Below are 11,552 nucleotides of genomic sequence, written 5' to 3'. Positions count from 1 at the left end.
GCCCCGGGCCCCCTACAACAGGCCCACGGCGGTGTCGACCGCCGCCGCGACGTCGCCGTCCACCGGATAGAGGAGCGAGCGCCCCACGACCAGGCCCTGCACCGTGGGCAGGCGCAGCGCCTTGCGCCACTTCTCGTACGCGCCCTCCTGGTCGTCGCCGATCTCACCGCCGAGCAGGACGGCGGGCAGGGTGGACGTCTCCATCACCCGGGCCATGTCGTCGGGATTCTCGGTGACGGGCAGTTTCAGCCAGGTGTACGCGGAGGTGCCGCCGAGGCCGGAGGCGATGGCGATGGAGCGGGTCACCGCCTCGGCCGTCAGGTCGTTGCTGAGCCGTCCGTCCCTGCGGCGGCAGATGAACGGCTCGACGAAGACCGGCAGCCGGCGCTCCGCCATGGCGTCCACGGCGCGCGCGGCCGACAGGAGGGTGTCCGCCGAGCGCTCGTCCTCGTAGTCGATACGCAGCAGCAGCTTGCCCGCGTCGAAGCCGAGGCGGGCGATGTCCTCGGCGCGGTGACCGGTGAAGCGGTCGTCCAGTTCGAAGGCGGCGCCGGCGAGGCCGCCTCGGTTCATGGAACCGACGACGACGCGGTCCTCCAGGGCGCCGAGGAGCAGCAGGTCGTCGAGTATGTCGGAGGTGGCGAGGACGCCGTCCACGCCGGGGCGGGACAGCGCGAGGCAGAGACGCTCCAGCAGGTCGACACGGTTGGCCATGGCCAGCCGGCGGTTGCCGACGGCCATGGCGCCACGCGCCGGGTGGTCGGCCGCGACGATCATCAGCCGTCCGCCGGGGCGCAGCAGGGGGCGGCGGCTGCGGCGGGCGGCGGCCTCGGCGACCGCCTCGGGGTGGTGCGTACGGATCCGTACGAGATCCGACGCGTCGACTCGGGTCACAGGGCGGCCTCCGGGGGCAGCGTTCCCGGCGTGGGGACGGGGCCGCCGCCGAGGACCTGGACGACTTCCCTGGCGTACGGCATGGCGGACGAGCAGGCGAGCCGGGCGGCGACGATGGCACCGGCGGCGTTGGCGTACCGCATGACGCGCTCCAGGTCCCAGCCCGCCAGCAGTCCGTGGCAGAGGGCGCCGCCGAAGGCATCCCCGGCGCCGAGGCCGTTGACGACCTCGACGGGGACGGGCGGCACCTCGGCGGTCGTGCCGTCGCGGTGGACGGCGAGAACGCCCTTGGGGCCCTGTTTGACGACGGCCAGTTCGGGTCCGGCGGCGAGGAGCGCTTGGGCGGCGGCGTACGGTTCCCGCTCTCCGACGGCGACTTCGCACTCGTCCAGGTTGCCGACTGCGACCGTGGCGTGGCGCAGGGCCTGCTCGTACAGGGGCCGGGCGACGGCCATGAGGGCTCGCGGATCATCGGGCGCGCCGGTGGGGGCGGAGTCCTCGGAAGCCGGGGCGCCGGAGCCGGGGCCGTCGCCCGGTGCCTTCCAGAACATCGGGCGCCAGTCGAGATCGAAGACGGTGACGGCGGTTCCGGGCCGCTGCCCGGACTGACGCTCGTCGGCGTTGCGTGCGCGTGCCTCGCTGCGCGTACGCAGCGCCGTCAGCGTGGCGGCCCTGCTGGGCTCCTCGCACAGGCCCGTACCCGTCATCCAGAAGATCCGTGCCGACCGGATGGAGTCCAGGTCCAACTCGTCCGGGTGGATCTCCAGATCGGGCGCCTTGGGCTGCCGGTAGAAGTAGAGCGGGAAGTCGTCCGGGGGAAAGATCTCGCAGAACGTCACCGGGGTGGGCCACCGGTCGACCGGTGTCACCCACCGGTCGTCCACCTCGAACTCCCGCAGGGCGTGGTGGAGATAGTCCCCGAACGCGTCCCGTCCGGTGCGGGTGATGACCGCGCTCCGACGGCCGAGCCGGGCGGCGGCAACGGCCACATTCGTCGCCGAACCGCCGAGGAACTTCCCGAAGGTGTCGACCTGTGCCAACGGGACTCCGGTACGCAGCGGATAGAGGTCAACGCCGATCCGCCCCATGGTGATCACGTCGTACGGCTCAGGCATGCGCGTCCCCTCGTTTCGACGGCCCGACCCAGGTCTAGTGCTCCCTCCCGACCTCTGTCAACGTTTTGTCCTTACATTCGGACGAAGGCTTGACACTCTTCTCGGACGGCCGGGAGGCTGACCGCCATGACCTCCTCCGTACCCCCGCTGGACCGCATCAGGGTCGGGTCGGCACCTGACTCCTGGGGCGTGTGGTTCCCCGACGATCCCCAGCAGGTTCCCTGGCAGCGTTTCCTCGACGAAGTGGCCGAGGCCGGATACGAGTGGATCGAACTCGGCCCCTACGGCTACCTCCCCACCGATCCGGCCCGCCTCGCCGAGGAGACGGCCGCGCGCGGTCTGAAGGTCTCGGCGGGCACCGTGTTCACCGGACTCCACCACGGCCCCGCCGTCTGGGACACGACCTGGGCGCATGTCGCCGACATCGCGGCGCTCACCAGGGAGATGGGCGCGGACCATCTGGTCGTCATTCCGTCCTTCTGGCGTGACGACAAGACGGGGCAGGTGCTGGAGAACCGGACGCTGACCTCCGCGCAGTGGCAGGACCTGACGACCCAGACCGAACGGCTCGGCCGCGAGGTGCGCGACCGCTTCGGGCTGAACATCGTGGTCCATCCGCACGCCGACACCCACATCGACAGCGAGGAGAACGTCAGCCGTTTCCTCGACGCCACCGATCCCGATCTGGTGTCACTGTGTCTGGACACCGGGCACTACGCGTACTGCGGCGGTGACAGCGTCAAGCTGATCGAGACCTACGGGGAGCGGATCGGCTATCTGCATCTCAAGCAGGTGGATCCGGAGATCCTCGCCGACGTGATCGCGGGCGAAGTACCGTTCGGGCCGGCCGTCGGACGGGGCGTGATGTGCGAGCCGCCGGCCGGAGTGCCCGCGCTGGGACCGGTGCTGACGGCGGCCCAGAAACTGGGCGTCGATCTCTTCGCCATCGTCGAGCAGGACATGTATCCGTGCCCACCCGACAAGCCCTTCCCGATCGCTGAGCGCACGCGCCGCTTCCTGCGCTCGTGCGGCGCCTAACTCGGCGCCCACGTCGAACAGTTGGACCATTGGTTCACCCTTTTCCGATGCGTCGCTTCTGTCACAGACGTCCGCTCGACGTCACGCTTGTCTCCATTACGCGGGTTTTCTGTCACAGTGGCGCGACAGCCCCTCCCCCACGGTCACTCTGCGTCGTTCAACGGGCACAGGCTCAGTGATCACCAGCGTTTGAGTCGCAGCCCAGCGGACGGCCCCCCGGCCGCCGCTGCGGCGGACTCAGGGAGGTGCCACGCATGACGGACAGAAATCTCTGGTCCTACAAGGAGATCGCCGCACACATCCGGGTACAGCCGGACACCGTCCGTTCGTACCGCAAGCATGGTCTGCTTCCGCGGCCGGACCATGTGGAGAACGGCAAGCCCTACTGGTACGCGGACACCATCCGCTCCTGGGTGGCCAAACGCCCGGGCAACAGAGGGCGCAGAGAGTGAGGCCCGGGATCTGACCCCGCGCCAGTTCTGTACGGCGACCGGCTCCGAGGGCCTCGTACCCCACACCCCCGTGGTGGAGTACGGGGCCCTCGGCCCCGTTCCGTTCAGACCGACTCAGACCCTGGCCTTGTCCCGCTCACCGGCCCCGGACACAGACCCGTCGGGCCCGTCGGATGCCCCGGACCCGGGGGCGCCGTCCGTCACGGCCGCCGGACGTGCCTCCCCCTCGCGCACCCCGAACCGGTCGTGGAAGCGGCGCAGCGGCCCCGGCGCCCACCATGTCGCTCTGCCCGTCAGCTTCATGACCGCCGGGACCAGCAGACTGCGCACCACCATCGCGTCCATGACCACGGCGAGCGCGATCCCGAGCCCCAGCATCTTGGTGTTCGTCACCCGCGAGGCGCCGATGGCGACCATGACCACCGCCAGGATCACCGCCGCCGCCGTGATCAGCCCGCCGGTACGCTGAAGCCCGAACATGACGGAGCGCTCGTGGTCACCCCCGCGGTCGTACTCCTCCTTGATCCGGGATATCAGGAAGACCCCGTAGTCCATGGAGAGTCCGAAGGCGACGCAGAACATCAGCACCGGAAGCGTCGTCTCTATGTCGCCCGTCGAGGTGAAACCGAGCAGCCCCGAGAGATTGCCGTCCTGGAAGACCCAGACGACCGCCCCGAACATCGCGGTAAGGCTGAGCGCGTTCAGCGCCACCGCCTGTATCGGGATGAGGACGCTGCCCGTCAGCAGGAAGACCAGCAGCAGTGTCACCAGGACGATGATGCCCGCGGCCAGGGGCAGCCGTTCCGCGATGGCGTCCTTCGAATCGACCAGTACGGCGGCGGTGCCGGTGACGGAGGTGTCGAAGGCCGCCGGCTCGGCGCGGAGTTCACGGACGAGCCTCTGCGCCTCCGGGCCCACCGCCTCGCCGCGCGGCAGCACGGTGAAGTACGCGTGGTCGCCCGAGACGACAGGGCCGTCGACCCGCAGCACATCCGGCAGCCCGGCCACCCGGTCGCGGTAGTCCGCGTACTCGGCGGAGGTCGCCCCGCCCTCGCCCAGCACTTCGAGCCCGCCCCCGGGACTGCCGGAGAAGCCGCTCCTGATGTCCTCCTGGACCACCCGGGACTCCGCGCTCGTCGGCAGCTGCCGGTCGTCGGCCGTGCCGAACTTGACGCCAAGGAAAGGCAGTCCGAGCAGGACCAGAGCCGTGGCGGTCCCGACGGCGAAGAGCGGAGCCCTGCGCATCACCAGGGCCGCCGCACGCCCCCACCCCCGGCCCGCCTCCCCCGCCTTCGCCGCTCCCGGCGGGGATCCGTCCGCCGTCCCGCCGCCGGGCGCCGAGCGCTTGCGTACGCGAGTGAACAGCCCCCGCAGGTCGAGGGAGTTGATCCGATGGCCGAGCAGCATCAGCGCGGCCGGCAGCAGGATCAGCGCGGCAGCGGCGGCGAGCAGCACCACCGCTATCCCGGCGTAGGCGAACGAGCGCAGGAAGTACTGCGGGAAGACCATCATGGCCGCGAGCGACACCGCCACCGTCAGCGCGGAGAACAGCACCGTCCGCCCGGCGGTGCGCAGCGTGGTGCCCACCGCGTCCCGCACCTCGGCGCCATCGGCCAGCTCCTCCCGGAATCTGCGCACGATGAACAGCGCGTAGTCCACGGCCAGTCCGAGCCCCAGAGCCGTGGTGAGGTTCTGCGCGAAGACCGACACATCCGTGATCTCGGTGATTCCGCGGAGCACGGCGTTGGTCCCGAGAATGGCGACGATGCCGACACCCAGCGGCAACAGGGCCGCGACCGCGCTGCCGAAGACCATCACGAGCAGGACCAGCGTGACCGGAAGGGCTATCAGCTCGGCCCGGAGCAGGTCCTCCTGGATGATCGTCTGGATGTCGTGCCGCACGGCGACCGGCCCGCCGACCGAGACCTCCAACAGGCCCTGGGTGCCGCGGAATTCGGGCGCGATCCGCTCCAGGATCTCGCCTGCCTCCTTCTCCTCGCCCACGATCCTGGCCGCGATCAGCGCCTCGCCCCCCTTTTCGGCGCGCAGCGAGGGCGCCCGCGTCTGCCAGTACGACCCGACGCCCACGACACCCTTCTCGGCGGACAGCCGTTCGGTCAGCCGCTCGGCCTCGGCGGCCACGGCGGGGTCGTCCACCCCTCTGTCGCCCGCGTCGACGAGAAGCAGCAGATTCGGCTGGGAGGCCGGGAACTCGCGCTCCAGCGCCTTCGTGGCGTACGTCGACGAGGCTGCGGGGTCCTCCCAGCCTCCGCTGCCCATCCGGTCGCCGACCCCGCTCCCCGCGAAGACCGCCAGCGCTGTGATCACCAGGGCGACCAGCAGCGAAAGCCGTGGGCGCGCCGTGACGAACCGGGTCCAGCCGCCGATTCGCGGCCCCCCGTTGACTTCGGACATAGTGCGGTGTCCCCTTCACCGTGACCCACGGGCATGGGTCAGCGACTGCCATAGACTGGCAAACACGAGCGACCGCTCGCATTCACCAAGAATGCGAGCGAGGACTCGTGTTTGTCAACCACCGCCAACCGATCGAGGGATCCTGGGAGTTCACGTGCCTGAAGCAAGGAGAGGCGGAGCCGTGGAGCGAGGCGTCCAGGACGGCGCGACCAAGGCGGGCAGCGACGGCGGCGACTCCGCCGATGCGGGGAGGCCGCGCCGCCGCCAGGCCCGCGGCGAGCGCCGTATCGCACAGATCCTGGAAGCGGCGGGCCGCGTCTTCTGCACGAGCGGCTACACGGCGGCGAGCACCAACTCCATCGCCCGCGAGGCGGGCGTCTCGCCCGGCACTCTCTACCAGTTCTTCCCGAACAAGGAAGCAATCGCCGTCGAGCTGGGCGACGTACTCCTCAATCGCTGGCGCACGACGTACGGCCGGGCGCTCACACCGACCCACATGGATCTGCCGCTCCCCGAGCTGCTGGACGCCGTCCTCGATCCGCTGATCACGTTCAACTGCGAGAATCCGGTGTTCCCTGTCCTGATGCACGGATCCGAGATCCCGGGGCAGGTGACGGAGAAACACGCCGTCCTGCACTCCACCCTGCTCACCCGGGTCGAGGAGATGCTGGGCAGCTATCTCCCCGACACACCGCAGGCGGAGCGCACGAGGACGGCGGAGTTCGCCTTCGCCCTGTTCATGGGCGGCATGGATCTGATCCTGGCGCACGAGGGCGAGGAGCGGGACGCCTACATCGGGGAGCTGAAGACAGCCATGTTCCGCTATCTGGAACCTGTCGTCGGCGACATGCTTCCCCGTTGCCCGGCGCCGCCGGAGACCGCGACACCGGACTCCTGACCCCGTACCCCGGCCGGGCACCGCTGCCCAGACTCGCCATCCATACCCCCTAGGGGTATAGTCGGACGTATCGGCGGGCCGCGGCGTTCGCACGGCCCTCCGACGCACCCTTCTTTCGCACGCTCACCCCCGGAGGAGAACGCCATGACCGCAGAGACGAAGATCGATACGGAGACAGCGACGGGCGCAGTCACCACGGTGTACGCGGTCACCGGAATGACGTGCGGGCACTGTGAAGGCGCGGTCACCGACGAGATCTCCGGGCTGGACGGCGTCACATCCGTGAAGGCCGTGGCCGCCACCGGCCGCGTGACCGTGATTTCCCAGGCCCCCCTGGACGAGAGCACCGTGCGCGCGGCGGTCGACGAGGCGGGTTACGAGCTGACGGGCCAGGCCTGACCGACGTCGCCCAGGAGGCCGCACACGACCGGATCCGACCCCGGCCGCGTGCGGCCTCCGGTCGTTTTTACCGCCCCCCGGCCACAACAGCCCAGCTCAGCCGCGTTATCAGCGGGTTTGGCACCCCATGTTTTCATCTGTTTTCGTAGCAACGAACAATTTGCGATCCGGGTCCTTCACATGAGGCACAGGACCTTCACAAAGAGATCTAGATCACATAGATTTGGGGGTAACCATCCGGGCAGCTCGCGAGTCTAAGAGGCGATGCCGAGAACGTCTTGGGGGACGTTCATGAGATGTCTTGGGGGATGTCTCAGGCAAACGTTGGCCGGGGGACGTGCAACTAGGGAGCTTTGAGCGGCCCCCCTGGTTCGTACGTACCCCGGCAGACCGCGTGAAACTGGCTTCTGCCGGCAACCGCAGACGCCCGGCCCGGATCCCGTGGGGGGAATCCGCTCCGGGGATATGGGAAGCGCCCCGCTATACCGACCCGTGGGGGGATCGGGAAGCGGGGCGCTTTCTGCTGCGCAGCGGCGGCCTCCGGTTCGCAGTGGCCGGCGGTCCGACAGCGAGCACCGTCGGGCGAGGGTTCAGCGGCTCTCGACAGGAACGAAGTCGCGCAGGACCTCGCCGGTGTAGATCTGGCGCGGGCGGCCGATACGGGAACCGGGCTCCTTGATCATCTCGTGCCACTGGGCGATCCAGCCGGGGAGCCGGCCGATCGCGAACAGCACGGTGAACATCTCGGTCGGGAAGCCCATGGCCCGGTAGATCAGACCCGTGTAGAAGTCCACGTTCGGGTAGAGGTTGCGGGAGACGAAGTAGTCGTCGGAGAGCGCGTGCTCCTCCAGCTTCAGCGCGATGTCCAGCAGTTCGTCGGACTTGCCGAGCGCCGAGAGGACATCGTGCGCCGCCGCCTTGATGATCTTCGCCCGGGGGTCGAAGCTCTTGTAGACGCGGTGGCCGAAGCCCATCAGACGGACGCCGTCCTCCTTGTTCTTCACCTTGCGGATGAAGGAGTCGACATCGCCGCCGTTGGCCTGGATGCCCTCAAGCATCTCCAGCACGGACTGGTTGGCGCCACCGTGCAGCGGGCCCCACAGGGCGCTGATGCCGGCGGAGATCGAGGCGAACATGTTGGCCTGCGACGAGCCGACCAGACGCACGGTGGAGGTCGAACAGTTCTGCTCGTGGTCCGCGTGCAGGATCAGCAGCTTGTCGAGGGCCGAGACCACGACCGGGTCCAGCTCGTACTCCTGGGCGGGGACCGAGAAGGTCATACGCAGGAAGTTCTCGACGTAGCCGAGGTCGTTGCGCGGGTAGACGAAGGGGTGACCGATCGACTTCTTGTAGGCGTACGCCGCGATCGTCGGCAGCTTGGCCAGCAGCCGGATCGTCGAGAGATGACGCTGCTTCTCGTCGAAGGGGTTGTGGCTGTCCTGGTAGAACGTCGACAGCGCGCTGACCACTGAGGACAGCATCGCCATCGGGTGCGCGTCACGGGGGAAGCCGTCGAAGAAGCGCTTCACGTCCTCATGCAGCAGCGTGTGCTGGGTGATCTCGTTCTTGAAGGACGCCAGCTCGTCGACCTTCGGAAGTTCCCCGTTGATGAGCAGGTAGCCCACCTCAAGGAAGGTCGAGCTTTCGGCCAGCTGTTCGATGGGGTAGCCGCGGTACCGGAGGATGCCCTGTTCACCGTCAAGATAGGTGACGCCGGATTTATAGGCGGCGGTGTTGCCGTAGCCGCTGTCCAGAGTCACCAGGCCGGTCTGGGCCCGCAGCTTCCCGATGTCGAAGCCCTTGTCGCCGACGGTGCTGTCGATCACCGGGTAGGTGTACTCGCCATCGCCGTACCGCAGTACTACAGAGTTGTCGCTCACGTCATCCCTCACCGACGTAGTGCCTCTTCTTCGAGGTGCCCTGACTGTCTCTACCATCCCCCATTTGGCTCAGGAGAGTGCACTCGGGGTCGACCATTAGGCCTATTCGCGGCACTGAGTGCCGCCAACTTTCACATCCTGCCCCCTTCGCCCCGGTTCCGAAAGTCCGGGACGGGCATTGCCGGCGCCGGCAAGATCAAAACGAGCGGCTCTAGATGTCCCGCTGGAAGCTTCGGGTCTGGAGGCTGCCCGAGAGCCGGTGGTCGAGCGCGGTGAAGCGGCGGCCGGCCGAGACCGTGCGGACGGCCTGCCCTATCGCCTTCCGGGAGCCGACCAGGACCACGAGCTTCTTGGCCCGGGTGACCGCCGTGTAGAGCAGGTTGCGCTGGAGCATCATCCAGGCGCCGGTGGTGACCGGGATGACCACCGCCGGGTACTCGCTGCCCTGCGAGCGGTGGATCGTCACCGCGTACGCGTGCGCCAGCTCGTCCAACTCGTCGAAGTCGTACGGCACTTCCTCGTCCTCGTCCGTACGCACCGTCAGGCACTGGTCGTCCGGATTCAGTGAGGTCACGACCCCGACCGTGCCGTTGAAGACTCCGTTCTGCCCCTTGTCGTAGTTGTTACGGATCTGGGTGACCTTGTCCCCGACGCGGAAGACCCGGCCGCCGAGCCGCTTCTCGGGCAGCTCGGGCCGGGCGGGGGTGATCGCCTGCTGGAGCAGGCCGTTGAGCGTGCCCGCGCCGGCCGGGCCGCGGTGCATCGGGGCCAGCACCTGGATGTCGCGCCTGGGGTCGAGCCCGAACCTGGCGGGGATGCGGCGGGCCGCGACATCCACCGTGAGCTTCCCGGCCTCCTCCGTCTCGTCCTCCACGAAAAGGAAGAAGTCGCTGAGGCCCTGAGTGATGGGCTGGACCCCGGAGTTGATGCGGTGGGCGTTGGTGACCACGCCCGACTGCTGCGCCTGCCGGAAGATCCGGGTCAGCCGCACCTGCGGTACGGGGCCGTCCTCGGCCAGCAGGTCCCGCAGCACCTCTCCCGCCCCCACCGAAGGCAGCTGGTCCACGTCACCGACGAGCAGCAGATGGGCACCGGGTGCCACGGCCTTGACGAGCTTGTTGGCAAGCAGCAGGTCCAGCATGGACGCCTCGTCGACCACGACCAGATCGGCGTCGAGCGGCCGGTCCCTGTCGTACGCGGCGTCCCCGCCCGGTTTGAGTTCCAGCAGCCGGTGGACCGTGGACGCCTCGGCGCCAGTGAGCTCGGCGAGGCGCTTGGCCGCCCGCCCCGTGGGCGCCGCGAGCACCACCTTGGCCTTCTTGGCCCTGGCCAGCTCCACGATCGAGCGGACCGTGAAGGACTTCCCACAGCCCGGCCCGCCGGTGAGGACGGCGACCTTACGGGTGAGGGCGAGGCGCACCGCGGCTTCCTGCTCGGGGGCCAGCTCGGCGCCCGTACGCCCCGCGAGCCAGGGCAGGGCCTTCTCCCAGACGACGTCCTGGAAAGCGGGCATCCGGTCCTCCCCGGCGCGCAGCAGCCGCAACAGCTGGGCGGAGAGGGACAGCTCGGCGCGGTGGAAGGGCACCAGATAGACGGCGGTGACCGGCTCGCCCCCGTCGGGGGCCGGCACCTTCTCCCTGACGACTCCCTCCTCCTCGGCGGCGAGCTCGGCCAGGCAGTCGATGACAAGACCGGTGTCGACCTGGAGGAGCTTCACCGCGTCCGAGATGAGCTGCTCCTCGGGCAGGAAGCAGTGGCCCTGGTCGGTGGACTGGGAGAGCGAGTACTGCAGTCCGGCCTTGGCCCGGTCGGGGCTGTCGTGCGGGATGCCGACGGCCTGGGCGATGCGGTCGGCGGTGAGGAAGCCGATGCCCCAGACGTCGGCCGCCAGCCGGTAGGGCTCGTTCTTCACGACGGAGATCGAGGCGTCGCCGTACTTCTTGTAGATGCGGACGGCGATCGAGGTGGACACGCCGACGCCCTGAAGGAAGATCATGACTTCCTTGATGGCTCTCTGTTCCTCCCAGGCGGCGCCGATCATTTTCGTCCGCTTGGGTCCGAGGCCGGGGACCTCGACGAGCCGCTTGGGCTCCTTCTCGATGATCTCCAGGGTGTCCACGCCGAAATGGTCGACGATCCGCTCGGCGATGCGCGGGCCGATGCCCTTGATCAGACCGGAGCCCAGATAGCGGCGGATGCCCTGGATCGTCGCGGGCAGGACCGTCGTGTAGTTCTCCACGGTGAACTGCTTGCCGTACTGGGGGTGCGAGGCCCAGCGGCCCTCCATGCGCAGCGACTCCCCCGGCTGCGCGCCGAGGAGCGAGCCGACCACGGTCAGCAGATCGGCGCCACGGCCGGTGTCGACGCGGGCGACCGTGTAGCCGTTCTCCTCGTTGCTGTACGTGATCCGCTCAAGAACGCCTTCGAGCACGGTCAGATTGGACATGATCCGACGCTACCG

At 68.9% G+C, this 11,552-nt stretch carries 9 protein-coding genes; 4 read left to right on the top strand and 5 right to left on the bottom strand.

Features of this window, described 5'->3' with window-relative positions; genetic code table 11:
• Positions 1–12 precede the first annotated feature (12 nt).
• Both OIE74_RS25590 and iolC read right to left on the bottom strand, forming a co-directional pair.
• Positions 13–894, bottom strand: a complete 882-nt coding sequence (locus tag OIE74_RS25590) for a Cgl0159 family (beta/alpha)8-fold protein (RefSeq protein ID WP_329387503.1) — start codon at positions 892–894, stop codon at positions 13–15.
• Positions 891–2,009: a 5-dehydro-2-deoxygluconokinase gene (iolC, locus tag OIE74_RS25585; protein ID WP_329387501.1), complete on the bottom strand. Its 1,119-nt coding sequence runs from the start codon at positions 2,007–2,009 to the stop codon at positions 891–893. Before iolC ends, OIE74_RS25590 begins: the two co-directional genes overlap by 4 nt.
• 126 nt (positions 2,010–2,135) lie before the next feature.
• On the opposite strand from iolC, the gene OIE74_RS25580 reads away from it, so the two are divergent.
• Positions 2,136–3,047, top strand: a complete 912-nt coding sequence (locus OIE74_RS25580; protein WP_329387498.1) for a sugar phosphate isomerase/epimerase family protein — start codon at positions 2,136–2,138, stop codon at positions 3,045–3,047.
• Positions 3,048–3,301: 254 nt separating this feature from the next.
• Positions 3,302–3,499, top strand: a complete 198-nt coding sequence (locus OIE74_RS25575) for a helix-turn-helix transcriptional regulator (RefSeq protein ID WP_329387496.1) — start codon at positions 3,302–3,304, stop codon at positions 3,497–3,499.
• Between the two features lie 114 nt (positions 3,500–3,613).
• Here OIE74_RS25575 and OIE74_RS25570 read toward each other — a convergent pair whose 3' ends face one another.
• Entirely contained in the window at positions 3,614–5,914 is a 2,301-nt protein-coding gene (locus tag OIE74_RS25570; protein WP_329387494.1) for an MMPL family transporter, read from the bottom strand.
• Between the two features lie 154 nt (positions 5,915–6,068).
• Between OIE74_RS25570 and OIE74_RS25565 the strand changes: the two genes are divergently transcribed.
• Positions 6,069–6,812, top strand: a complete 744-nt coding sequence (locus OIE74_RS25565) for a TetR family transcriptional regulator (protein WP_443076226.1) — start codon at positions 6,069–6,071, stop codon at positions 6,810–6,812.
• A 144-nt stretch (positions 6,813–6,956) separates the two neighbouring features.
• The gene (locus OIE74_RS25560; protein WP_329387490.1) at positions 6,957–7,211 is read left to right on the top strand and encodes a heavy-metal-associated domain-containing protein; all 255 of its coding nucleotides are present in this window, start codon (positions 6,957–6,959) and stop codon (positions 7,209–7,211) included.
• A 590-nt stretch (positions 7,212–7,801) separates the two neighbouring features.
• On the opposite strand, the gene OIE74_RS25555 is transcribed toward OIE74_RS25560, so the two are convergent.
• Together OIE74_RS25555 and recD2 are read right to left on the bottom strand one after the other, a co-directional pair.
• Positions 7,802–9,091 carry a citrate synthase gene (locus OIE74_RS25555; protein ID WP_329387488.1) on the bottom strand — a complete coding sequence of 430 codons (1,290 nt, stop codon included), beginning with the start codon at positions 9,089–9,091 and terminating at the stop codon, positions 7,802–7,804.
• A 211-nt stretch (positions 9,092–9,302) separates the two neighbouring features.
• Positions 9,303–11,537: an SF1B family DNA helicase RecD2 gene (gene recD2 / locus OIE74_RS25550; protein WP_329387483.1), complete on the bottom strand. Its 2,235-nt coding sequence runs from the start codon at positions 11,535–11,537 to the stop codon at positions 9,303–9,305.
• Positions 11,538–11,552: the final 15 nt, after the last annotated feature.

Source organism: Streptomyces sp. NBC_01716 (assembly GCF_036248275.1).
Classification (GTDB): domain Bacteria; phylum Actinomycetota; class Actinomycetes; order Streptomycetales; family Streptomycetaceae; genus Streptomyces.
Note: the sequence above shows the minus strand (reverse complement) of the source record. Positions and strands in the feature narration are given on the sequence as shown.

Bases quoted from the DNA above. Each gene is read 5' to 3' on its own strand.
- iolC (WP_329387501.1), bottom strand. From the start codon at position 2,009: ATGCCTGAGCCGTACGACGTGATCACCATGGGGCGGATCGGCGTTGAC.
- OIE74_RS25580 (WP_329387498.1), top strand. From the start codon at position 2,136: ATGACCTCCTCCGTACCCCCGCTGGACCGCATCAGGGTCGGGTCGGCA.
- OIE74_RS25575 (WP_329387496.1), top strand. From the start codon at position 3,302: ATGACGGACAGAAATCTCTGGTCCTACAAGGAGATCGCCGCACACATC.
- OIE74_RS25570 (WP_329387494.1), bottom strand. From the start codon at position 5,914: ATGTCCGAAGTCAACGGGGGGCCGCGAATCGGCGGCTGGACCCGGTTC.
- OIE74_RS25560 (WP_329387490.1), top strand. From the start codon at position 6,957: ATGACCGCAGAGACGAAGATCGATACGGAGACAGCGACGGGCGCAGTC.
- recD2 (WP_329387483.1), bottom strand. From the start codon at position 11,537: ATGTCCAATCTGACCGTGCTCGAAGGCGTTCTTGAGCGGATCACGTAC.